At 68.8% G+C, this 21,926-nt stretch carries 21 protein-coding genes, 1 tRNA gene and 1 pseudogene; 14 read left to right on the top strand and 9 right to left on the bottom strand.

Going from position 1 to position 21,926, the window contains the following annotated elements; genetic code table 11:
* Nucleotides 1-83: 83 nt before the first annotated feature.
* Entirely contained in the window at nt 84-1,418 is a 1,335-nt protein-coding gene (locus ADK36_RS03235; protein ID WP_048583107.1) for a sensor histidine kinase, read from the bottom strand.
* A 167-nt stretch (nt 1,419-1,585) separates the two neighbouring features.
* Here ADK36_RS03235 and ADK36_RS03230 point away from each other — a divergent pair.
* The 8 genes and pseudogenes from ADK36_RS03230 (at nt 1,586) to ADK36_RS03195 (ending at nt 8,062) form a co-directional block, all read left to right on the top strand.
* Nucleotides 1,586-2,445: pseudogene (locus ADK36_RS03230) on the top strand (helix-turn-helix domain-containing protein).
* Between the two features lie 14 nt (nt 2,446-2,459).
* A tRNA-Gln gene (locus tag ADK36_RS03225) sits at nt 2,460-2,533 on the top strand.
* Nucleotides 2,534-2,659: 126 nt separating this feature from the next.
* Nucleotides 2,660-4,108, top strand: a complete 1,449-nt coding sequence (gene glmU, locus ADK36_RS03220; protein ID WP_078916361.1) for a bifunctional UDP-N-acetylglucosamine diphosphorylase/glucosamine-1-phosphate N-acetyltransferase GlmU — start codon at nt 2,660-2,662, stop codon at nt 4,106-4,108.
* A gap of 134 nt (nt 4,109-4,242) precedes the next feature.
* A complete protein-coding gene (locus tag ADK36_RS03215; protein WP_030049929.1) occupies nt 4,243-5,223 on the top strand; it encodes a ribose-phosphate diphosphokinase in 981 nt (326 codons plus the stop codon).
* A 177-nt stretch (nt 5,224-5,400) separates the two neighbouring features.
* Nucleotides 5,401-5,997, top strand: coding sequence for a 50S ribosomal protein L25/general stress protein Ctc (locus ADK36_RS03210; protein WP_048583104.1), 597 nt, complete (start codon nt 5,401-5,403; stop codon nt 5,995-5,997).
* Nucleotides 5,998-6,093: 96 nt separating this feature from the next.
* Nucleotides 6,094-6,696: an aminoacyl-tRNA hydrolase gene (pth, locus tag ADK36_RS03205; protein WP_048583177.1), complete on the top strand. Its 603-nt coding sequence runs from the start codon at nt 6,094-6,096 to the stop codon at nt 6,694-6,696.
* A gap of 65 nt (nt 6,697-6,761) precedes the next feature.
* Nucleotides 6,762-7,250 (top strand): hypothetical protein, encoded by a 489-nt coding sequence (locus ADK36_RS03200; protein ID WP_048583103.1) that lies wholly within the window; start codon nt 6,762-6,764, stop codon nt 7,248-7,250.
* 137 nt (nt 7,251-7,387) lie between these two features.
* Nucleotides 7,388-8,062 carry an LPXTG cell wall anchor domain-containing protein gene (locus tag ADK36_RS03195; protein ID WP_048583176.1) on the top strand — a complete coding sequence of 225 codons (675 nt, stop codon included), beginning with the start codon at nt 7,388-7,390 and terminating at the stop codon, nt 8,060-8,062.
* Between the two features lie 74 nt (nt 8,063-8,136).
* Here the strand turns inward: ADK36_RS03195 and ppc are convergent, their stop codons facing one another.
* Nucleotides 8,137-10,869, bottom strand: coding sequence for a phosphoenolpyruvate carboxylase (gene ppc / locus ADK36_RS03190; RefSeq protein WP_053196289.1), 2,733 nt, complete (start codon nt 10,867-10,869; stop codon nt 8,137-8,139).
* A 308-nt stretch (nt 10,870-11,177) separates the two neighbouring features.
* Between ppc and ADK36_RS03185 the strand changes: the two genes are divergently transcribed.
* Entirely contained in the window at nt 11,178-12,188 is a 1,011-nt protein-coding gene (locus ADK36_RS03185; protein ID WP_048583101.1) for an acyl-CoA desaturase, read from the top strand.
* Nucleotides 12,185-12,862 (top strand): TetR/AcrR family transcriptional regulator, encoded by a 678-nt coding sequence (locus ADK36_RS03180; RefSeq protein WP_048583100.1) that lies wholly within the window; start codon nt 12,185-12,187, stop codon nt 12,860-12,862. The genes ADK36_RS03185 and ADK36_RS03180 overlap by 4 nt, the downstream gene beginning before the upstream one ends.
* A gap of 39 nt (nt 12,863-12,901) precedes the next feature.
* Here ADK36_RS03180 and ADK36_RS45750 read toward each other — a convergent pair whose 3' ends face one another.
* The 3 genes from ADK36_RS45750 to ADK36_RS03175 are packed head-to-tail and all read right to left on the bottom strand — an operon-like array spanning nt 12,902 to nt 14,048.
* Nucleotides 12,902-13,075 carry a CsbD family protein gene (locus ADK36_RS45750; protein WP_078916360.1) on the bottom strand — a complete coding sequence of 58 codons (174 nt, stop codon included), beginning with the start codon at nt 13,073-13,075 and terminating at the stop codon, nt 12,902-12,904.
* Nucleotides 13,076-13,080: 5 nt separating this feature from the next.
* A complete protein-coding gene (locus ADK36_RS48660; protein ID WP_159029204.1) occupies nt 13,081-13,242 on the bottom strand; it encodes a hypothetical protein in 162 nt (53 codons plus the stop codon).
* Nucleotides 13,242-14,048 (bottom strand): trans-aconitate 2-methyltransferase, encoded by an 807-nt coding sequence (locus tag ADK36_RS03175; RefSeq protein ID WP_053196287.1) that lies wholly within the window; start codon nt 14,046-14,048, stop codon nt 13,242-13,244. Before ADK36_RS03175 ends, ADK36_RS48660 begins: the two co-directional genes overlap by 1 nt.
* 95 nt (nt 14,049-14,143) lie before the next feature.
* On the opposite strand from ADK36_RS03175, the gene tamR reads away from it, so the two are divergent.
* Nucleotides 14,144-14,641, top strand: coding sequence for a MarR family transcriptional regulator TamR (gene tamR, locus ADK36_RS03170; RefSeq protein WP_048583098.1), 498 nt, complete (start codon nt 14,144-14,146; stop codon nt 14,639-14,641).
* A gap of 158 nt (nt 14,642-14,799) precedes the next feature.
* Here tamR and ADK36_RS03165 read toward each other — a convergent pair whose 3' ends face one another.
* Complete coding sequence (locus ADK36_RS03165) at nt 14,800-15,567, bottom strand: LuxR C-terminal-related transcriptional regulator (RefSeq protein ID WP_048583097.1); 768 nt, start codon at nt 15,565-15,567, stop codon at nt 14,800-14,802.
* Between the two features lie 272 nt (nt 15,568-15,839).
* Between ADK36_RS03165 and ADK36_RS03160 the strand changes: the two genes are divergently transcribed.
* Nucleotides 15,840-16,301 carry a GNAT family N-acetyltransferase gene (locus ADK36_RS03160; RefSeq protein ID WP_048583096.1) on the top strand — a complete coding sequence of 154 codons (462 nt, stop codon included), beginning with the start codon at nt 15,840-15,842 and terminating at the stop codon, nt 16,299-16,301.
* Nucleotides 16,302-16,314: 13 nt separating this feature from the next.
* On the opposite strand, the gene galK is transcribed toward ADK36_RS03160, so the two are convergent.
* The 3 genes from galK to galT form a co-directional block, all read right to left on the bottom strand.
* The gene (galK, locus tag ADK36_RS03155) at nt 16,315-17,478 is read right to left on the bottom strand and encodes a galactokinase (RefSeq protein WP_048583095.1); all 1,164 of its coding nucleotides are present in this window, start codon (nt 17,476-17,478) and stop codon (nt 16,315-16,317) included.
* A 101-nt stretch (nt 17,479-17,579) separates the two neighbouring features.
* On the bottom strand, nt 17,580-18,542 hold the full coding sequence (galE, locus tag ADK36_RS03150) for a UDP-glucose 4-epimerase GalE (protein ID WP_048583094.1): 963 nt from the start codon (nt 18,540-18,542) through the stop codon (nt 17,580-17,582).
* The gene (galT, locus tag ADK36_RS03145) at nt 18,539-19,600 is read right to left on the bottom strand and encodes a galactose-1-phosphate uridylyltransferase (protein WP_053196291.1); all 1,062 of its coding nucleotides are present in this window, start codon (nt 19,598-19,600) and stop codon (nt 18,539-18,541) included. Before galT ends, galE begins: the two co-directional genes overlap by 4 nt.
* 199 nt (nt 19,601-19,799) lie before the next feature.
* On the opposite strand from galT, the gene ADK36_RS03140 reads away from it, so the two are divergent.
* On the top strand, nt 19,800-21,491 hold the full coding sequence (locus ADK36_RS03140) for a sodium:solute symporter family protein (RefSeq protein WP_048583093.1): 1,692 nt from the start codon (nt 19,800-19,802) through the stop codon (nt 21,489-21,491).
* Nucleotides 21,492-21,509: 18 nt separating this feature from the next.
* Entirely contained in the window at nt 21,510-21,845 is a 336-nt protein-coding gene (locus tag ADK36_RS03135) for a hypothetical protein (protein WP_048583092.1), read from the top strand.
* Nucleotides 21,846-21,926 lie beyond the last annotated feature (81 nt).

Raw genomic sequence — 21,926 nt, 5'->3', positions numbered from 1 at the left:
GCATAGAACCGGCACGACTCACAGCGGGCTGGCACCCACCAACGGCGACGGACCGCCCCCGTCCCGCCCCGCCGGAATCCCCCCTACGCCGCCGGAATCACCGCCGACACCCGAAAACCCCCGGCATCCGTCGGCCCCGACACAAACACCCCACCCAGCGCCGAGACCCGCTCCTTCATCCCCACCAGACCATTGCCCCCCGACGGCAACCGAGCCAACAACGCCGACGACAACTCCGGCGGCGGCTCGTTCTCCACCTGCATCGCGATCTCCGACACCCGATGCGCCAGCCGTACGTGCGTCTTCGCCCCCGCCGCATGCTTGTGCACGTTGGTCAGAGCCTCCTGCACCACCCGGAACGCCGTCTGCTCGATCTCCGGCGCATACGACCGCGTCTCCCCCTCCACCGACAGATCCACCACCATGCCCGCCGCGGCCGACTGCCCCACCAACGCGTCCAACTCCGACAGACAAGGCCCCTCGACCGCCCCCTCGTCCCCACCGGACCGCTCCCGATCAGCCGCAGCCGCCGCAGCCACCCCCACCGCAGCCAACGGCACCACAGGCCCCTGAGGCCGCTCCGCGCGCACGCCCCCACTGCGCAGCACCCCGAGCATCTCCCGCAACTCGGTCAACGCCTGCCGCCCCATGTCCCCCACCAGCGCAGCATTCCGCACAGCCTTGTCAGGATCCTTCCGGGCCACCGCCTGAAGCGCGGCGGAATGCACCACCATCAAACTCACCCGATGCGCGACAACGTCATGCATCTCCCGCGCGATACGCGTCCGCTCCTCGTTCCGCGCCCACTCGGCCCGCTCCTCCGCCCGCTCGGCCAGCAACTGAAGCTCCCGCTCCAGACTGTCCGCCCGCTCCCGCAGACTCTCCATCAGCCGCCGGCGAGCCCCCACATACAGCCCGAGCAGGAGAGGCGGCGCCGTCACCCCGAGAGCAGTGGTGACCGACGCGAACGGAATCACCCAGTCCCCGACGGTCAGATTCCCCCGCGCGATGTCCTGCCGCACCCACACGAACGTCACGATCAGCGTCCCGACGAACGACATCCCCGCCAGCGAGGCGATGATCCGCCGCGGCAGCTCAGTGGCGGCGAGCGTGTACAGGCCGACGATGCCCAACAGGATCCCCATCTGCGCGGGCATCACAGCGATCGACACCAACACGACAGCGATCGGCCACCGCCGCCGGGCCACGAGCACCGACCCGGCCAGAACCCCGAACACCACCCCCGCGGCCACCGGAATCCCGGCCTCCCGCGCGAACCGAACCCCCTCGAAACCGCACTCCACCGCCGACGCCACGCCCAGACTCACGTCCAGCACGGCACTGCGCACCCTGTCCCACCACCACGGCCCCGCCCCCGGTGGCGGCGCCTCTGCGTGGGCTTCCCCCGTCGTGGTCATGCCTCCAGCCTACGGGCGCCCGGCCCCCGTTTTCCGGTGACTTTTGCGGACTGGCCTACACCACATCGCGTAACCGAACGTAAGCGAAACCACCCGATATCCCTCGAACTGCTGAATCGCGCACCGTTCGACACCGGAACCGATCATTCCGCCCGGACGGTATCCCCATGGCACATTCCTATGGCAAGTACGCCAACTTCGAGGGTCTACGGGAGCAGGCGGTGGCGCTACGGCGGCGGGGCTACAGCCTTCGACAGATCCGCGACGAGCTGAAGATCTTCAACAACGACATCCTCAACCAGCTGGTAAAGGGAGAGCCACCGCCGGAGTGGACGAAGCGGCCGAATGCAAAGGACGACCTGCGCGCCAAGGCGCGGAGCTACGGCTCCAGGGCTGGACGTACGACCAGATCGAGGCGGAGCTGGGATGCTCGAAGAGTTCGATCTCGCTGTGGGTACGGGACCTGCCGAAGCCGGAGCCGCGCTACACGCCGAAGGAGCATCGGGAGCTCATGCAGGCGGGGCTGGCACGCCTGCGCAACGCGCAGGACGAGGAGCGCCGGCGGGTCAAGCAAAGCGCTGCCCGGGAGATCGGAGAGCTCACCGACCGGGACCTATTCATGGCCGGCATCGCGCTCTATTGGGCCGAGGGACAGAAGAGCAAGCCGTACCAGCGCCGTGAATCGGTCACTTTCGTCAACAGCGATCCTGCAGTGATCCATGTCTTCCTTGCCTGGCTGGACCTCCTGGGTGTGGCCCGCGAGCGCCTCGGGTTCCGAGTCATGATCCACGAGAGCGCAGACGTGGCCGGTGCCGAGCAGTACTGGGCTGACCTCGTCGGTATCGACGTAGCGGCGCTGCAACGCACGACCCTCAAGAAGCACAACCCCAAGACCGTTCGCAAGAACATCGGCGAGGGCTATCACGGCTGTCTTGTCGTCCGCGTACGGCAGGGAGCCGAGCTGTACTGCCGCATCGAAGGCTGGTGGAGCGCAATAGCTGCTGGCGCCACCGCGCGACTCCGGTAAGGTCTGACGCACTGTCCCCCGTGGTGTAACCCGGCAGCACACCAAGTTTTGGTCTTGGCAGGTCAAGGTTCGAATCCTTGCGGGGGAGCTCCAATGCACAACACTTCGGTTCGGGCCCTGACAGCCAAGTCAGGGCCCGCTCTCATGTCCCCCACGAAACGCCCCGGTATCCTGCGGATGTCACCCCACCCCCTCCACAGCCGAAGGGCATCCCGTGAGCGCCATTCGCCCGGCAGCCGTCGTCGTTCTCGCAGCGGGTGAGGGCACCCGTATGAAGTCGGCCACACCCAAGGTCCTGCACGAGCTCTGCGGTCGCAGCCTCGTGGGTCATGTGCTCGCCGCGGCACGCGAGTTGCGGCCCGAGAACCTGGTCGTCGTCGTGGGGCACGCGCGGGAGGCGGTCTCGGCGCATCTCGGTGAGATCGACCCCGGTGTGCGGACCGCCGTGCAGGCGGAGCAGAACGGTACGGGGCATGCCGTGCGGATGGCCCTTGAAGAGCTCGGCGGCTCCGTCGACGGGACCGTGGTCGTCGTCTGCGGTGACACTCCCCTTCTCACCGGTGAGACGCTGACCGCCCTTGCCGCCACCCACTCCACCGACGGCAACGCGGTCACGGTGCTGACGGCCGAGGTGCCGGATGCGACGGGGTACGGGCGGATCGTGCGGGACGGTGTTTCCGGTGCCGTGACGGCGATCGTGGAGCACAAGGACGCCAGTGAGTCGCAGCGGGCCATTCGGGAGATCAACTCGGGGGTGTTCGCGTTCGACGGGCAGTTGCTCGCGGACGCGCTCGGCAAGGTTCGTACGGACAACAGCCAGGGCGAGGAGTACCTCACCGACGTCCTCGGGATCCTGCGCGAGGCCGGTCACCGGGTCGGCGCCTCGGTTGCGGGCGATCATCGTGAGATCGCGGGGATCAACAACCGTGTGCAGCTCGCTGAGGCCCGGCGGATTCTGAACGACCGGCTGCTGACCGGCGCCATGCTGGCCGGCGTGACCGTTGTCGATCCGGCGACGACCTGGGTCGACGTGACGGTCACCTTCGAGCAGGACGTCGTCGTCAACCCGGGCACCCAGCTCCAGGGCTCCACGCATCTCGGTGCGGGGGCCGAGGTCGGGCCCAACAGCCGGCTCAAGGACACGAGGGTCGGTGCGGGGGCTCGTGTGGACAACACGGTGGCTGATGGTGCCGTGGTCGGGGCGCAGGCGAGTGTGGGGCCGTTCGCCTATCTGCGGCCGGGGACGCGGTTGGGTGCGAAGGGCAAGATCGGTACCTATGTCGAGACGAAGAACGCGTCGATCGGGGAGGGGAGCAAGGTGCCCCATCTCTCCTATGTCGGTGACGCGACGATCGGTGACCACACGAACATCGGTGCCGCGAGTGTTTTCGTGAACTATGACGGACAGGACAAACATCACTCGACGGTCGGCTCGCACTGTCGTACCGGGTCGGACAACATGTTTGTGGCTCCTGTCACGATCGGGGACGGTGCGTACACCGCGGCCGGCTCTGTGATCACGAAGGATGTGCCGCCCGGTTCGCTGGCTGTGGCCCGCGGTCAGCAGCGGAATATCGAGGGCTGGGTGGCCCGTAAGCGTCCGGGCAGTGCGGCCGCGAAGGCGGCCGAGGCGGCCTCTCGCCGGGAGGATGGCGAGGGCTGACCGGAAACAGGTGCGTCAAACACGGCGTACCGTGATAAGTGCACATCCGCACCCCACCAGCTGAGACGGCCTCCATCATGCCCAGCGGAGGTCGTTCGACACCCAAGCTGAGACACCTCTGAGGAGACAGTGCTGTGACCGGGATCAAGACGACCGGCGAGAAGAAGTTGATGTTCTTCTCCGGCCGCGCCCACCCCGAGCTTGCCGAGGAGGTCGCCCAGCAGCTGGAGGTCGGGGTTGTCCCGACGAAGGCTTTCGACTTCGCCAACGGTGAGATCTATGTCCGTTATCAGGAGTCGGCGCGTGGTGCGGACTGCTTTGTGATTCAGAGCCACACGGCTCCGATCAATCAGTGGATCATGGAGCAGTTGATCATGATCGACGCGTTGAAGCGTGCGTCGGCCCGCTCGATCACGGTGATTGTGCCGTTCTACGGTTACGCGCGGCAGGACAAGAAGCACCGTGGCCGTGAGCCGATCTCGGCGCGTCTGATCGCGGATCTGATGAAGACGGCGGGTGCGGACCGGATCCTGACGGTTGATCTGCACACGGATCAGATCCAGGGTTTCTTCGACGGTCCGGTCGATCATCTCTTCGCGCTTCCGCTGCTGGCGGACTATGTGGGCCGGAAGGTCGATCGGGAGAAGCTGACCGTGGTGTCTCCGGATGCCGGTCGGGTGCGGGTGGCGGACCGCTGGTGTGACCGTCTCGGTGCTCCGCTGGCGATCGTGCACAAGCGGCGGGACAAGGACGTCGCGAACCAGGTGACCGTCCATGAGGTCGTGGGTGAGGTCAAGGGGCGGGTGTGTGTCCTGGTCGATGACATGATCGACACGGGTGGGACCATCTGTGCGGCCGCCGACGCGCTGTTCGCGCATGGTGCTGAGGACGTCATCGTCACCGCGACGCATGGTGTGCTGTCGGGTCCGGCCGCGGACCGGTTGAAGAACTCCCGGGTGAGTGAGTTCGTGTTCACGAACACGCTGCCGACGCCGGGTGAGCTGAGCCGGGATCTGGACAAGCTGACGGTGTTGTCGATCGCGCCGACGATCGCGAGTGCGGTGCGTGAGGTGTTCGAGGACGGTTCGGTGACGAGCCTGTTCGACGAGCAGTAGAGATCCTTTTGGGTACGGCCTTCCTCTGCGAGTAGACTGCTTCAGTTGCTCGGCGAGGGAGGCCGTACCGCTTCTTTTGAGGCTTGTACGGTGATCCGTTATCGACGCGCTCTTCGTAGCAGGCCGTTCGTGGCCGGGTGACCACGTCCGTCTCTAGTTCTACGAGGAGTGATCCGTATGTCCGAGGTCAAGATCTCCGCCGAGACCCGTACCGAGTTCGGTAAGGGTGCCGCCCGTCGTATCCGTCGTGACAGCAAGGTTCCCGGTGTCCTGTACGGCCACGGCGCGGACCCGCTGCACCTGACCCTTCCGGGCCACGACCTGCTGCTCGCGCTGCGTACGCCGAACGTCCTGATCGCGCTGGACATCGACGGCAAGACCAACGAGCTGGCGATCCCGAAGGCCGTGCAGCGTGACGCGATCAAGGGCTTCCTGGAGCACGTGGACCTGCTGCTGGTGAAGCGTGGCGAGAAGGTCACGGTCGAGATCCCGGTGCACACCGAGGGCGAGCTGGCCGCCGGTGGGAACCTGCTGGAGCACGTGCTGAACACGCTGCCGGTCGAGACCGAGGCCACGCACATTCCGGAGTCGGTCACGGTGTCCGTGGAGGGTCTGGAGGCGGGTGCCTCGATCCTCGCCAAGGACATCACGCTGCCGAAGGGCACCACGCTGGCTGTCGAGGAGGACGCTGTCGTCCTCCAGGTCCTGGCCGCGCAGGCCGAGGAGGCTCCGGAGGGCGGGGCCGCCGAGGGTGAGGAAGTCGCCGAGGCCTGATCTTCGGCTCTGGCAGGGGCGTGATCCTCGGCTCTGCCATCGGTTTGTCAGCCGCTGTTCCCGTTGGGGGGCAGCGGCTGGCGCGTATCAAGGAGACTGGACGTGACGACCGACCCGAGCGCCCCTTGGCTGATCGCCGGCCTCGGTAATCCGGGGCCCGAGTACGCCAGGAACCGGCACAACGTCGGGTTCATGGTGGCGGATCTGCTGGCCGAGCGGATCGGGGGGAGGTTCAAGCGGGCCGGCAAGGCTCAGGCGCAGGTGGTCGAGGGGCGTATCGGTCCGCCGGGGCCGTTGAACCGGCGGGTGATCCTCGCGAAGCCGATGTCGTACATGAATCTCTCGGGTGGTCCGGTGACCGCTCTGCGGGACTTCTACAAGGTGCCTCTCGGGAACATCGTGGCTGTGCATGACGAGTTGGACATTGATTACGGCGTGCTGCGGTTGAAGTTGGGTGGCGGGGACAACGGGCACAACGGGCTGAAGTCGATGACGAAGGCGATGGGTGCGGAGTATCACCGGGTGCGGTTCGGGATCGGGCGGCCTCCGGGGCGTATGCCGGTGGCGGATTTCGTGTTGAGGGATTTCTCGTCGGCGGAGCGCAAGGAGTTGGACTACTTCGTGGATCGGGCGGCAGATGCGGTGGAGTGTCTGGTGATCGAGGGGTTGGAGCGGGCGCAAAGCACGTACAACTCGTGACTTGTCCGGTCGGTTGACCGGGCCGAGGTTGACCGGGCGTAGGGGCATGGCCAAGGATCGCGGCCATGCCTTCTGCCGTTGTCTCCAGTCAGGGCGCTTTCTCCGCGCTGCGGTTCGGGCGGTTCGCGGTGATGGGTTTGGTCGCGGTGCTGATTCTGATCGCGGGTGTGTGGGCGTCGTGGGGCAGTGCTCAGCATGTGATCCTCACGAAGGGCCGGGAGAGCGGCACGGTCAAGGTGACGCGGTGTGGGGCGGATGCGTGCAGTGGTCCGTACGCGCCGATTTCGGCGGGGTCGCGGCCGCGTGGGTCGGTTGTCATCGAGAAGAACGCGGCTGTGCGTGAGGGGCAGACGTACACGGTTGTGGTGAAGCCGGGTAGTGACGATGTCGTACGGTCCGGGCCCGCGGGTGTTCTCTACGCCTGGGTTCCGCTGGGCGGTGCGCTGTTGCTGGCTTCGGTCGTCGTCGCAGGTGGGTTGCGGCGGACGCGGGCGGCGTGGGTGATGGCCGGGTCGGGGATCGCGCTGCTCACGGCAGCTTTCGTGACGATCTGAGGATTTCGCCGTTCTCCATGTCTGTGGAGGATGTGAGTGTTCTCTGTTCGTGATTGACCTGGGGTCAGTCCGGGCTGGATGCTGAGCCGCCCCCTCCACATCTTCCCGTTCCTTTCACGAAGATGGACTACTGCCTCATGCGAACCCTCACCCGCGTCGGCGCCCTGTCCGCCGTCGCCGCGGCCGCTGTTTTCTCCGCACCGGCCGCCGCCCACGCGACCGCTCCCGGCGACAACGGCACCGTCAAGATCCACGACGCCACCACTGGCGAGGAGCTGCGCAAGAACGAGCCGCACGTGTGCGAGTTCTACCTGGACGCGTTCGGTTTCGACAGCGTCCAGAAGGTCGACTGGCACATCGAAGCGTGGGCGCCGACCGCCGCCGTCAAGGGCGAGACGGTGAAGTCCGGTGCGATCACCCTGGACGGCGAGGGTCATGGCCGCACGGCGGACATGACGCTGGCCGACGGGCACTACAAGCTGTTCTGGAACTTCGAGGGCGAGAACGGCTCCGCGAAGCACAAGGTGTTCTGGACGGACTGCGAGGACGAGGAGCCGGGTGGCGGCAGCACGGCCTCGCCGTCCGCCTCGGCGTCCCCGTCCGGCACGCCGGACGAGTCCACGACCGACCCGAGCGCAAGCCCGTCCACGTCCTCCGAGGGCGCCCCGGCGGCGTCCCCGTCGCCGCAGGGCGGCACCGAGGGGGACCTCGCCGAGACCGGTAACGGTGCTCCGGTGGGCCTGCTGTCCGCGGCCGCCGCGGCGCTGCTGGGTGCGGGCGGGTACCTGGTGTTGCGGCGTCGTAAGGCCTGATCGCCGGGGTCGTGAAATGAACGGTGCCCCCGTGCTCGTACGAAGCACGGGGGCACCGTCATGTGCGGGGTTGTTCAGCCGGTGTTGCGCAGGCCGGCCGCCACGCCGTTCACCGTGAGCAGCAGGGCTCGGGCCAGCAGCGGGTCGGGTTCGGCGCCCGCGGCGGCGGCGTCGCGCTGGCGCTTGAGGAGGGTGACCTGGAGGTAGGAGATGGGGTCCAGGTAGGCGTCGCGGATGGTGAAGGTCTGCTTCAGCACGGGGGCCGCGTCGAGGAGTTCCTTCTCGCCGGTGACCTTGAGGACCTCGGCGACGGTGAGTTCGTGTTCGGCGCGGATGGTGTCGAAGACGTGCTTGAGCTCGTCCGGCACGAGGGTGTCGACGTAGTGCGCGGCGATCCGCAGGTCGGTCTTGGCGAGCGTCATCTCGACGTTGGAGATGAAGTTGCGGAAGAAGTGCCACTGTTCGTGCATCTCGTCGAGCACGGTGTCCAGGCCCGCCTCGCGCAGTGCCTTCAGTCCCGATCCCACGCCGAACCAGCCGGGCACGATCTGCCGTGACTGGGTCCAGCCGAAGACCCACGGGATGGCGCGCAGTCCGTCGAGGGAGACGCCTGATCCGGGGCGGCGGGAGGGCCGCGAGCCGAGGTGGAGGTCGGCGAGCTGGTCCACGGGCGTCGACGCGAGGAAGTACGTCGGCAGGTCCGGGTCCTCGACGAGCTTGCGGTACGCGGCGTGCGCGGCGTCCGAGACGACGTCCATCGCGGCGTCCCAGCGGGCCAGCGCCTCGGTGGACTGGCGCGGGGCGGTGTGCAGGGCGGATGCCTGGAGGGTGGCGGCGACCGTCAGTTCCAGGTTCTCGCGGGCCAGGGAGGGCACGAGGTACTTGTCGGAGATGACCTCGCCCTGTTCGGTGACCTTGATCTCGCCTTCCAGGGTGCCCCAGGGCTGGGCGAGGATCGCGTCGTGGGAGGGGCCGCCGCCGCGGCCGACGGTGCCGCCGCGGCCGTGGAACAACCTCAGACGCACCCCGTAGCGGTGGGCGACGTCGCGCAGGCGGCGCTGGGCGCGGTGGATCTCCCACTGGCTGGTGGTGATGCCGCCGAACTTGGAGGAGTCGGAGTAGCCGAGCATGACCTCCTGGACGTCGCCGCGCAGGGCCACGAGCCTGCGGTACGACGGGTCGGAGAGCATGTCCTCCAGGATGGTGTCGGCGGCCTTGAGCTCGTCGGTGGTCTCCAGGAGCGGGACGATGCCGATCTTGGCCCAGCCGGCGTGCAGGTCGATGAGGCCGGCTTCGCGGGCGAGGACGGCGGCCGCGAAGACGTCGTCGGCGCCCTGGCACATGGAGATGATGTACGACTCGATGACCTCGGGTCCGAAGACGGCGAGGGCCTTCTTGACGGTCTGGAAGACGCCGAGGGTCTTCTCACCGGCCGCGTCCACGGGTGCCGGGGTGGGTGCGAGGGGGCGACGGGACCTGAGCTCCTTGGCGAGGAGCTTGGAGCGGTAGTCGCGGGGCATGTCGGCGTAGCGCCAGGATTCCTCGCCGAGGCGGTCGAAGAGCTGGCCGAGGGCGTGGTGGTGGGCGTCGGCGTGTTCGCGGACGTCCATGGTGGCGAGCTGGAGGCCGAACGCGGACAGCGTGCGGATGGTGCGGTTCATGCGGCCGTCGGCGAAGAGGCCGCCCTTGTGCTCGCGCAGTGAGGTCTGGATCAGGGTGAGGTCCTGCAGCAGTTCGCTGGTGCCGAGGTAGTCGCGGCCGGCCTCGTGGGGGATGCCCTTGGCGAGGCGCGTCTTGGTGTTCTCCAGCTTCTGCCGGATGCAGGTGGCCTTGAGCCGGTAGGGCTCTTCCGCGTTGAGGCGCTTGTAGCGGGGGCTGATCTCGGGGAGGGCTTCGAGGTCGGCCTTGAGGGAGTCGAGGAGTTCCTCGGTGGCGCCGGTGTAGCGGATGGAGTTGGACAGGAAGCCGCGCAGCTCGTCGATCATGTCCAGGGCGTCGTTGATGCCGTGCTCGTGCTGGAGGATGAGGACGTCCCAGGTCACCTGGGGGGTGACGTTGGGGTTGCCGTCGCGGTCGCCGCCGATCCAGGTGCCGAAGGTGAGGGGGCGGGTGGTGTCGGGGAGCTTGTGGCCGACGCGCTCCAGTTCCGCGGTGAGGTCTTCCAGGACGTCGCCGACGGCGCCGGCGTGGAGTTCGTCGAGGTAGTAGATGGCGTTGCGGGCCTCGTCGGCGGGCTCGGGGCGTACGACGCGCAGCTCGTCCGTCTGCCATACGAGGTCGATGTTCTCGGCCAGTCGGGTGTCGTGCCGGCGTCGGTCGCCTTCGAGGACGGGGGTCTCCAGGAGCGCGGCGATGCGCCGGAGCTTGTTGAGGACGGAGCGGCGGGCGGCCTCGGTGGGGTGTGCGGTGAAGACGGGGCGGACGTTGAGGTGCTGGACCGTCTGGCGCAGGTGGTCGGGGTCGGCGTCCTTGAGCCGGTCGGCCGTACGGGCGAGGAGGCCGCCCTCGGCGGCGCGCCGGGCCCGCAGCTCGCGGCCTCGGTGGACCTGCTCGGTGACGTTGGCCAGGTGGAAGTAGGTGGAGAAGGCGCGGACCAGCTTGGCCGCGGTGTCCAGCTCCGTGCCGCGTAGCAGTTCGGCGGCGGCCTCGCCGTCCTCGCGGGTGAGGCGGCGGACCTTCTCGACGAGCTCCAGCAGCTCGGGGCCTTCCTGGCGGACCAGGGTCTCGCCGAGCAGGTCACCCAGTCGGCGGATGTCGGCGCGCAGCTCACTGCTGGTCGTCGTGGTCTGGTCGTCGGCACTGCTCACAGGTGCGGCTCCTTGCAGTGTTGAAGCTCGTCTGGAGGGAACCCGGGGCCCAGGTGTCGCGCGGCGGGTGCCGCATACGGCTCCTGACCTCCGGGAAGAAATCAGAGCGGACCGCGCTGTCCGACCGACTCCCAGGATAGGTGTCCATGCGGACGCGCAGACTCTCGGGCTCTTGCCGCCGGGCGACGCACTGCCATACTTACGACGCCGTAGGTTACGGAACCGTAGGGTCCGATGTAACGGAACCTGGGAACGGTTCCCGCGACCCGGCACCTGCCACAACCCTCGAAACCCCACAGGGGACGCCCATGACCACGAGCTCCGATGTGATCGAAGACGCCCCGAAGGCGAACGACGACACCCAACTTCCCCCAGCCACGCTCGGCGGTGAGAAGAAGGGGTCGCTCGAGCAGTTCGCGCTCCTTCTCTTCATCGTCGTCCCGTTCCTGGCGCTCGGCGCCGCGGTGCCGATGGTGTGGGGCTGGGGTGTGAGCTGGCTGGACCTCGGTCTGCTGGTCTTCTTCTACTTCTTCGCCTGCCATGGCGTCACGATCGGCTACCACCGCTACTTCACCCACGGTTCCTTCAAGGCGAAGCGTCCGCTGCGCATCGCGCTCGCTGTGGCGGGCTCGATGGCGGTGGAGGGTCCGCTGGTCCGCTGGGTCGCAGACCACCGCAAGCACCACAAGTTCTCCGACGCGGAGGGTGACCCGCACTCTCCGTGGCGTTACGGGGAGACCGTCCCGGCGCTGATGAAGGGCCTGTGGTGGGCGCACATCGGATGGATGTTCGACGAGGAGCGGACGCCCCAGGAAAAGTACGCGCCGGATCTGATCAAGGACCGGACGATCCGCGCGATCTCCCGCCAGTTCATCTGGTGGACGGTGTTGTCGCTGGCCCTGCCGGCGCTGATCGGCGGTCTGGTGACGATGTCCTGGTGGGGCGCGTTCACCGGCTTCTTCTGGGGCTCGCTCGTGCGAGTGGCCCTGCTGCATCACGTGACGTGGTCGATCAACTCGATCTGCCACGCGGTCGGCAAGCGCCCCTTCAAGTCGCGTGACCGCTCGGGCAACGTGTGGTGGCTGGCCGTCCTGTCGTGCGGCGAGTCCTGGCACAACCTGCACCACGCCGACCCGACGTCCGCGCGGCACGGTGTGGAGCGCGGGCAGATCGACTCCTCCGCGCGGATCATCCGCTGGTGCGAGATGTTCGGCTGGGCGTACGACGTGCGCTGGCCGTCACGCTCGCGTATCGATTCGCGCCGGAACGCCGGGGAAGGCGGTTCCCGGCGCGGGAAGGAGCCCGCCGAGGCGGCATGATTGACGCCGTGGCGACCGACTCCAGCAGTACCTCCAGCAACGACAAGCCCCGGCGGACGCGCCGTACCCGGATGACCGGTGCGGAGCGCCGCCAGCAGCTGCTGGAGATCGGTCGCACTCTGTTCGCCGCGAAGGGCTTCGAGGGCACGTCGGTGGAGGAGATCGCGGCGAAGGCCGGGGTCTCCAAGCCGGTGGTGTACGAGCACTTCGGCGGCAAGGAGGGGCTGTACGCGGTGGTAGTGGACCGTGAGATGCGCTGTCTGCTGGACATGGTCACGAGCAGTCTGACGGCCGGCCATCCCCGGGAGCTCTGCGAGCAGGCGGCCTTCGCGCTCCTGGACTACATCGAGGAGTACACGGACGGCTTCCGCATCCTGGTCCGCGACTCGCCCATCCCCCAGTCGACGGGTTCCTTCGCCTCGCTGATCTCGGACATCGCGACCCAGGTGGAGGACATCCTGGGCCGCGAGTTCAAGAGCCGCGGCTTCGACCCCAAGCTGGCCCCGCTGTACGCGCAGGCCCTGGTCGGGATGGTCGCCCTGACCGGCCAGTGGTGGCTCGACGTCCGCCGCCCGAAGAAGGCGGAGGTGGCGGCGCACCTGGTGAATCTGGCGTGGCACGGGCTGGACGGGCTGGAGGCGAAGCCGCACTTGATCGGGCGCCGGAAGAACTGACCCGCGCGGCGCCCGGGGCACGCGGGTGCCTGACGGCGCTCAGTGCTTGAAGGTGTCCTTGCCCTTCTCCTTGGCCTGGCGCGCGTCGCCCTTCATCTGGTCGGTCTTGCCTTCGGCCGTCATCCGCTCGTTGCCGGCCATGCGGCCCATGGCTTCCTTGGCCTTGCCCTTGACCTGTTCCTTCTTGGCGCGGGCCTTCTCTTCCTTCGCCACGTTCCTCACTCCTCACGAGGCTCGATGTCGAGGTCACCGATCGGGTGACCCGGCGCCGCGGCGCTCAAACAGGGACAAGAGCTGAACCCGCCGACGACAGGCGCAGGCGCAGCCTCCTCCGATCCGGGCGGGGCCGCGAGCTGGACGTGGTCGACGGCGGTGATCATCAGGCCTCCTTGCGGGCCACGGCGAAGATCCGGCGGAACGGGAAGGGGGTGCCGTGCGCTCCGGGCGGATAGGCCGCGCGCAGGGCCTCCCGGTACTCGGCGAGAAGGGCATCCCGCGCCTCGGGGTCGTCGGCGAGGGCGGTGAGGACGGGCCGCAGCCCCGTCCCCTTGACCCAGTCCAGCACCGGATCCTCGCCGGTCAGGAGATGGACGTACGTCGTCTCCCACACGTCCGTCGTGCAGCCCAGGTCGGCCAGGCGGGCCAGGTAGTCCCGCGGGGCGAGGACGGCGTCGTCGTGGCGCAGGGTGTCGGTGAGGCCGTAGCGGGGGGCGAGGTCGCGCATCAGGCGGTGGCTCGGGGCGTCGAAGTTGCCGGGGACCTGGAAGGCGAAGGTGCCGCCTGGGCGCAGGCCCTCCACCCAGGCGCCGAAACGCTCCACATGGTCCGGTACCCACTGGAGGGTGGCGTTGCTGACGATCAGGTCGTACGGCTCGCCGGGCGTCCAGGTCCGTACGTCGGCGTGGGAGAAGTCGAGGCTGCCGCCGCCCGGGGTCGGTCCTTCGTGCTCGACGTGGGCCTTGTCGAGCATCTCGGCGGAGTTGTCGTAGCCGGTGATGCGGGCGCCGGGCCAGCGTTCGGCGAGCAGGGCGGTGACGTTGCCGGGGCCGCAGCCGAGGTCGGCGATGCGGGGCCGGTCGCCGGGGAGGTCGGGGACGCGGGCGAGGAGGTCGGTGAAGGGGCGGGCGCGGTGGCCGGCGTGACGCAGGTACTGGGCGGGGTCCCAGGTGGGGGCGGCAGCGGTCATGGGGGAAGCCTCCTGACTGTCGCTCTCCAGCCTGCCCTCCCAGATATCTTGACGTCAAGAGACTTCACGTCGACACAACCACTACACTGATCGTCATGGAGGACGAGGTCGATCGGCTGGTCGCAGCGTGGCGCCGGGAGCGCCCGGACCTCGACGTGGAACCACTCGAGGTGCTCAGCCGGGTGAGCAGACTGGCCCGGCACCTGGACCGCGCACGTCGGCTGGCCTTCTCCGAGCACAGCCTGGAGCCCTGGGAGTTCGACGTGCTGACCGCGCTCCGGCGCGCGGGAACGCCGTACCAGCTCTCCCCCGGGCAACTCCTGACCCAGACCCTGGTCACCTCCGGCACGATGACGAACCGCATCGACCGCCTGGCCAAGAAGGGCCTGGTGGAACGCCTCCCCGACCCCACCGACCGCCGCGGGGTACTGGTCCGCCTCACGGACGAGGGCCGCGACCGCGCCGACCAGGCGCTGGCCGGCCTGCTGGACCAGGAGCGCGCGATCCTCGCGGAGCTGTCGCGTGCCCAGCGGGGTGAGCTGGCGGGCCTGCTGCGCCAGCTGACGGCGCCGTTCGACAACATCCCCGGGTAGCGGGAGGGGTCCGGCGCGGCTCGCGGACGCGACGCCGGCCGACTCGGAGACCGCTCGCCAACGCCTCCGGCAGACTCCCCGGCCCGGCCCCTGCACGGCGCGCGGTGCTCCGCCTCGGCGCGGCCCGGCCCTCCGGAAACCAGGCCCAGCCCCACCCACTACGCCAGCTGACCGCCCCGCTCGACAACATCCCCGCTCAGATCCACCGGCCCGACCCCCGCCCTGCGCGCGAGCGCCACCGCGGCCAGGGTCGAGTGGACGCCCAGTTTGCCGAGGACGTTCTGCATGTGGGTGCGGACGGTGTGCGGGGAGAGGTACAGGCGCTCGGCGACCGCCTTGCGGCCCAGGCCGGCCACCATGCAGCGCAGGACCTCGCGCTCGCGCGGCGTCAGCGACTCGACCAGCCGCTCGCTCTCGGTGCGGTGCTTGCGCGCGGCCGTCAGCTCCCGCAGGACGCCCGTGAGCAGGGCGGGCGGCAGATGGGTCTCCTCGCGCAGCACCCCGCGGATGACGGTGAGCAACCTGGACAGTGAGCAGTCCTTGGCCACCCACCCGGAGGCCCCGGCCTGCAGGGCGAGCGCGGCCCGGCGCGGATCGTCCTTCTCGGCGAGGACGACGATCCGTACCGCCGGCTGCGCGGTGCGGACGCCGACGACGAGCGAGATGCCGTCGACGAGCCCGTCCTCGCCCGCCTCCTGGACGGGCACGGCCGGGCGGATGCCCTGGACGTTGCCGCCCAGGTCGGCGTCGACGAGCAGGACGTCGAACCGGCGCCCCTCGGCGGCCGCGCGCTCCAGGCTGCGCAGCGCGGCCGGGCCGCTGCCGGCGGCGGAGACGTCGACGTCGGGCTCGGCCGCCAGGGCGGCGGCGAGCGACTCGGCGAAGATGCGATGGTCGTCGACGACCAGGACTCGGATGCGAACCACGAAACCCCCTTCCCCACGCTCTCGAAGAGCGGGGGATACCCCATCGTCGTGAGGACGACACCGGGAGACGAACACCGTCGCGGGCACGACGCCCGAAGCGCGGATGGCCGCACGGCCGCCGCCGTGCAAGAACTGCTACCCCCACTTCGGGCGTCGAACCCGACCTGTCTCGCCCCCTGATCAGCACCGGCCCCCACCGGTGCCGTTCATCAGAGTACGGCCGGGGGGCAGGAGCGGAAGGTAATTTGCAGAACTGGTTGGCCGACGCGTTTATGGTGAGCCGCATGTTTCGTCTGGAGACAGAAGTCGACAAATCACGGCACGATCTGCTCCGCCGGCGGCTGCTGGCCACCAACACCGCCGCCTCCCCCGTCCTGCGCGCCCTGCGCGGAACCCCAGGTGAACGTGAACGTCCGCTCCAGGTCTGGGCGTTGGACGACTCCGGCGCCGTGGCGGGCGGACTCGTCGGTCACACGTGGACCACCTGGCTCCATGTCGCATACCTCTGGGTCGACGAACGCCACCGGGGTGCCCGTCTCGGTTCGCGACTGCTCGCCCGGGCGGAGCGCATGGCCCGCGACGAACGGGGCTGTACGGCCGTACGCCTGGAGACATGGGACTTCCAGGCGCCGGGGTTCTACCAGAAGCAGGGCTATGACGTGGTGTGCGTGATCCCCGACTATCCGCCGGGGATCACGGAGTACACGCTGACCAAGCAGCTGGCAGCGGGCTGAGCGACCCTCCAGGTCAGCTCACCCGCCGCGCCCCCGCGGCCGGCACCGCCTCGAACACGCGCGGTGCCGTGAACCCGGCGGAGGCGAAGGCCGCTTCGACGGCCTTGGTGATGGTCTCGACGTCGGCCGCCTCCGCCAGCACGATCGCGGAGCCGCCGAAGCCGCCGCCCGTCATGCGGGCGCCCAGGGCACCGCTCGCCAGGGCGGTGTCGACGACCAGGTCCAGCTCGGGGCAGGAGATGCGGAAGTCGTCCCGCAGCGAGGCGTGGCCCGCCGTCAGGACCGGGCCGATCGCCCGGGTATCGCCCGACTCCAGCAGGGCGACGACCTGCTCGACGCGCTGGTCCTCGGTGACGACATGGCGCACCAGGCGGCGCACCTCCTCGTCGTCGCCGAGCCGGTCGAGCACCGCGTCCAGGTCGTCGTAGGCGACATCCCTGAGCGCGTCCACGCCGAGCAGCGCGGCGCCCTTCTCGCAGCCCGCGCGCCGCTTGCCGTACTCGCCCTCGCTGTGCGAGTGCTTGACCTGGGTGTCGACGACCAGCAGGCGCATGCCCTCGGCGGCCAGGTCGAAGGGGATCTGCTTCTGGGAGAGGTCCCGGGTGTCGAGGAACAGGGCGTGGCCGGCCGCGCAGCAGGCGGACGCCGTCTGGTCCATGATCCCGACCGGGGCGCCCACGTACACGTTCTCCGCGCGCTGGCACAGCCGGGCCAGCTGCCAGCCCTTCTGGCCCAGGTCGTAGAGGTCGTTCAGGGCGAGCGCGACCACGACCTCCAGGGCCGCCGAGGACGACAGGCCCGCGCCCGCCGGGACCGTCGAGGCCAGGTGGATGTCGGCGCCGGTCACCGCGTGCCCGGCCTGGCGCAGCGCCCAGACCACGCCCGACGGGTACGCCGTCCAGTTCCGGTCCGACTCGGGGACCAGGTCGTCGACGCGCAACTCCACCACATCGCCCCCGACATCGGCCGAGTGCAGGCGCAGGACACCGTCGGTACGCCGTGAGACCGCCGCGACCGCGGTGTGCGGCAGCGCGAACGGCATGACGAAGCCGTCGTTGTAGTCGGTGTGCTCGCCGATCAGGTTGACCCGGCCCGGCGCGGCCCACACCCCTTCCGGCCCGGCCCCGTACAGCTCCCTGAACCGCTCGGCGACCGCGGCTGCCGTGTCGACGCTCATCCCCTGACCCTGACCTTCCCTGCTGAACCGGCCGTAGGGGCCGGTGAGTTGACCGGCCGAACAGCCGTGGAACTTACGGCCGTCCGTACCGGCCGTAGACCTTAACCTGCGCGCCGCTGCGCGAACTCCCATGCGTCGGCGACGATGCCCGCGAGGTCCGCGCGGGACGGTTTCCAGCCGAGCCGCTCGCGGGCGGTGTCGGCGGAGGCGACCAGGACCGCCGGGTCGCCGCCCCGGCGCGGGGCGATGACCTCGGGGATCGGGTGGCCGGTGACCTGCCGGACGGTCTCGACGACCTGGCGGACGGAGAAGCCGTTGCCGTTGCCGAGGTTGCAGATGAGGTGCTCGCCGGGCTGGGCGGCCTCGAGGGCCAGCAGGTGGGCCTCGGCCAGGTCGGCGACGTGGATGTAGTCGCGCACGCAGGTGCCGTCGGGCGTCGGGTAGTCGTCGCCGTAGACGGAGATCGCGTCGCGCTTGCCCTGGGCGACCTGGAGGACGAGCGGGATGAGGTGCGACTCGGGGTCGTGGCGCTCACCGCAGTCGCCGTAGGCGCCGGCGACGTTGAAGTACCTGAGCGACACGGCGCCGAGTCCGTGGGCCACCGCCTCGCCGGTGATCATGTGGTCGACGGCGAGCTTGGAGGCGCCGTACGGATTGGTGGGCTGCGTGGGCGCCGACTCGACGATCGGCACCTCCTTCGGCTCGCCGTAGGTGGCCGCCGTGGAGGAGAACACGAGCTTGCGCACGCCCGCCTCGCGCATCGCGCCGAGCAGCGCCATGGTGCCGCCGACGTTGTTGTCCCAGTACTTCTCGGGCTTCACGACCGACTCGCCGACCTGCGAGAACGCGGCGAAGTGCAGCACGGCGTCGAAGGAGGAGTCGAGCCACTTGGCGGCGTCGCGGATGTCGCCCTCGATGAAGGAAGCCCCGGTCGGCACGCCCTCGCGGAAGCCGGTCGAGAGGTTGTCGAGGACGACGACCTCGGCACCCGCCTCCAGCAGATGCCGGGCGACCACGCTGCCCACGTAGCCGGCGCCCCCGGTGACCAGGTACTTCCCACTCATGAACTCGCTACCTCTCGCAGTCGCTCGGCCGCGCGCTCCGGCGGCACGTCGTTGATGAACACGTTCATGCCGGACTCGGAACCCGCGAGAAACTTCAGCTTGCCGGAAGTGCGGCGAATGGTGAAAAGCTCAAGGTGAAGCGCGAAATCGTCCCGCACGACGCCCTCGAAGTCCTCCAGCTGCCCGAACGGCGCCTGATGCCAGGCGGCGATGTACGGCGTCGGAGGCTCGCCTTCCCCGAAGATCCGGTCGAAGCGCCTCAAGAGTTCCAGATAAACCTTGGGAAACTCTGAGCGCGCCTCCTCGTCGAGCGCGAGCAGATCGGGGACCCGGTGCTTGGGGTACAGGTGGACCTCGTACGGCCAGTGCGCGGCGTACGGCACGAACGCCAGCCAGTGTTCACTCTCCAGGACGACCCGCTCGCCCTCGAGCTCACGCTCCAGGACGGCGTCGAAGAGGTTCTCCCCGCCGGTGGCGTCCTTGTGGGCGGCGACGGAGCGCAGCATCAGGGCGGTGCGCGGGGTGGTGAAGGGGTAGGCGTAGATCTGTCCGTGCGGATGCCCCAGGGTCACCCCGATCTCGGCGCCGCGGTTCTCGAAGCAGAACACCTGCTGCACGGAGGGCAGCGATGACAGCTCGGAGGTCCGGTCGGTCCACGCGTCGAGGACGAGCCGCGCCTGCTCCTCGGTCAGGTCGGCGAAGGCTGCGTTGTGGTCGGAGGTGAAACAGACGACCTCACAGCGCCCGGAGTCACCGGCCAGCGAGGGGAAACGGTTCTGGAAGACGACGACGTCGTACGACGAGTCCGGGATCTCGCTCAGCCGCTCCCCGTCGGAGGGGCACAGCGGACACTCGTCGGCCGGCGGGTGGTAGGTCCGCCCCTGCCGATGCGAGGCGATGGCGACGGAGTCACCGAGCAACTCGTCCCGTCGGACCTCGGACGTCGTGACCGTCCGGTCCAGCGGCCGCTGGTCGACGGCGTCCCGCACGGTGTCGTCGCGCAGGTCGTAGTAGACGAGCTCACGACCGTCGGCCAGCTGGGTCGAGGTCTTCTTCACGGCGGACTCCATTCGAGCCACTCAGATCTTGCGAGACTCCTCCGAGCCTCCATCAAACATAACCAAACATAGAGAAACACAACTCACCACGGGCGTCAACATCACAATCAAACAAAGGGCATCACCGGCCATGTTCAATTACTGAAGGCAGGGGCGTAGGTTCCGCTCTGTATCGGTTCGCGCAACGAAGCGAGTACTTATGCAAACCCCCACACAATCCCCCACCTACCTCGCCGCCGAGCTACGGCTCCCCACGAACTGGCTCGACTACACGATCCTCGGCATCTACTTCGTCGTCGTCCTGGGCATCGGCTTCGCCGCCCGCCGCTCGGTGAAGACCACCCTCGACTTCTTCCTCTCCGGCCGCTCCCTGCCCGCCTGGGTCACGGGCCTCGCGTTCATCTCCGCCAACCTGGCCGCCACCGAGATCCTCGGCATGGCGGCGAACAGCGCACAGTACGGCGCCTACACCGTCCACTGGTACTGGATCGGCGCCATCCCGGCCATGGTCTTCCTGGGCCTGGTGATGATGCCCTTCTACTACGGCAGCAAGGTCCGCTCGGTACCCGAGTTCCTGCTCCTCCGCTTCGACAAATGGGCCCACCTGCTCAGTTCGATCCTGTTCGCCTTCGCGGCGATCCTGATCGCGGGCGTGAACCTCTACGCCCTGGCGATCGTCGTCGAAGCCCTGCTCGGCTGGCCCCAGTGGGTGGCGATCGTCGTGGCGGGCTTCTTCGTCCTGGCCTACATCACCCTCGGCGGCCTGTCCTCGGCCATCTACAACGAGGTCCTCCAGTTCTTCGTGATCCTGGCGGCCCTGATCCCGATCACCGTCCTGGCCCTGAAGAAGGCGGGCGGCTGGGACGGCCTGACGGACACGCTGACCAAGTCCCACGGCGGCGACTTCGTCACCGCCTGGGGCGGCACGGGCATCGGCGAGGCGAACCCACTCGGCGCGAACTGGCTGACGATCGTCCTGGGCCTGGGCTTCGTGCTCTCCTTCGGCTACTGGACGACGAACTTCGCGGAGGTCCAGCGAGCCCTCTCCGCGAAGAACCTCTCGGCGGCCCAGCGCACCCCGCTGATCGCGGCGTTTCCCAAGATCTTCATCGTGTTCCTGGTGATGATCCCCGGCCTGGCGGCCGCGGCCCTGGTCCCCGGCTTCGGCACCGGGGAGTCTGGCTACCAGTACAACGACGCCATCCCGTATCTCATGCAGGACCTGCTGCCCAACGGCGTCCTGGGCATCGCGGTGACCGGTCTCCTCGCCGCCTTCATGGCGGGCATGGCGGCCAACGTGTCGTCCTTCAACACGGTGTTCACGACGGACATCTGGGCGAAGTACGTGGTGAGGGACCGCGAAGACGCCTACTACGTCCGCTTCGGCCGCCTGATCACGGCGATCGGCGTCATGGCCTCCATCGGCACGGCATTCCTGGCCTCGTCCTTCTCCAACATCATGAGCTACCTCCAGACCCTGTTCTCCTTCTTCAACGTGCCGATGTTCGTGGTCTTCATCGTCGGCATGTTCTGGAAGCGGGCGTCGATGAAGTCGGGCTTCTGGGGCCTCCTCGCGGGCACAACGGCAGCCATGATCAACTACTTCGTCTTCTACAAACAGGACGTCATCAGCATCCCCTCCGACCAGGGCGCGAACTTCGTCTCCGCGATCGCCGGCTTCGTGGCCGGCGCAGTCGTCATGGTGGCCGTCTCCCTCTTCACGGCCCCCAAGCCCGCGGAGGAACTCCAGGGCCTGGTCTACGGCACCCGTTCCCCCGGCATGGCCGAGCCGCCGGCCGAGGGCGACGACGCGTGGTACCGCAAGCCGGCGCTGCTGGGCTGGGGCGCGGTGGTGCTGGCGGCCGCGTGCTACATCCCGTTCTCGTTCTGACGCCGGAGGTTTACAGCCATGCCCGACCACTCCGACCACCCCAAGAACTCCGACCACCCCGGCTACACCGAGAAGGACGTCCTGCGCGAAGTCACCGACCTGGAGGGGAAGTCCGCGACAGCCGCCCGGCTCTTCGACATCCGGCGCATCATCGGGGGCCTCTTCGTGATCTACGGCGTCATCGTCACGATCGCCGGGCTCACCGACGACGACGCCGCGATCGACAAGGCGGAGGGCGTCAACATCAACCTCTGGACCGGATTGGGCATGCTGCTCCTCGGCCTGTTCTTCCTGACCTGGCTGAAGCTGCGGCCCACGGCCCCACCCGCCCCGACGGACGACCCGACACCGTAACGCCCCCGCCGCCCCTACCCGTCCCATCCCCAGGGGCTCCGCCCCTTCAACCCCACCAGGGGGCTCCGCCCCCCCCTGGAC

It is taken from the genome of Streptomyces viridochromogenes (genome assembly GCF_001270495.1).
Taxonomy (GTDB): Bacteria; Actinomycetota; Actinomycetes; order Streptomycetales; family Streptomycetaceae; genus Streptomyces; species Streptomyces viridochromogenes_A.
The sequence above is the reverse complement of the archived record's forward strand: the minus strand, read 5'-3'. Positions and strand labels throughout refer to the sequence as shown.

Coding starts and splice junctions, on each gene's coding strand:
- ADK36_RS03140 (WP_048583093.1), top strand. CDS start 19,800: ATGCAAACCCCCACACAATCCCCCACCTACCTCGCCGCCGAGCTACGG.
- ADK36_RS03135 (WP_048583092.1), top strand. CDS start 21,510: ATGCCCGACCACTCCGACCACCCCAAGAACTCCGACCACCCCGGCTAC.
- ADK36_RS03175 (WP_053196287.1), bottom strand. CDS start 14,048: ATGACCGCTGCCGCCCCCACCTGGGACCCCGCCCAGTACCTGCGTCAC.
- tamR (WP_048583098.1), top strand. CDS start 14,144: ATGGAGGACGAGGTCGATCGGCTGGTCGCAGCGTGGCGCCGGGAGCGC.
- galK (WP_048583095.1), bottom strand. CDS start 17,478: ATGAGCGTCGACACGGCAGCCGCGGTCGCCGAGCGGTTCAGGGAGCTG.
- ADK36_RS03160 (WP_048583096.1), top strand. CDS start 15,840: ATGGTGAGCCGCATGTTTCGTCTGGAGACAGAAGTCGACAAATCACGG.
- ADK36_RS03200 (WP_048583103.1), top strand. CDS start 6,762: ATGCCTTCTGCCGTTGTCTCCAGTCAGGGCGCTTTCTCCGCGCTGCGG.
- ADK36_RS03180 (WP_048583100.1), top strand. CDS start 12,185: ATGATTGACGCCGTGGCGACCGACTCCAGCAGTACCTCCAGCAACGAC.
- ADK36_RS03235 (WP_048583107.1), bottom strand. CDS start 1,418: ATGACCACGACGGGGGAAGCCCACGCAGAGGCGCCGCCACCGGGGGCG.
- ADK36_RS03185 (WP_048583101.1), top strand. CDS start 11,178: ATGACCACGAGCTCCGATGTGATCGAAGACGCCCCGAAGGCGAACGAC.
- ADK36_RS03195 (WP_048583176.1), top strand. CDS start 7,388: ATGCGAACCCTCACCCGCGTCGGCGCCCTGTCCGCCGTCGCCGCGGCC.
- galE (WP_048583094.1), bottom strand. CDS start 18,542: ATGAGTGGGAAGTACCTGGTCACCGGGGGCGCCGGCTACGTGGGCAGC.
- ADK36_RS48660 (WP_159029204.1), bottom strand. CDS start 13,242: ATGATCACCGCCGTCGACCACGTCCAGCTCGCGGCCCCGCCCGGATCG.
- ADK36_RS03210 (WP_048583104.1), top strand. CDS start 5,401: ATGTCCGAGGTCAAGATCTCCGCCGAGACCCGTACCGAGTTCGGTAAG.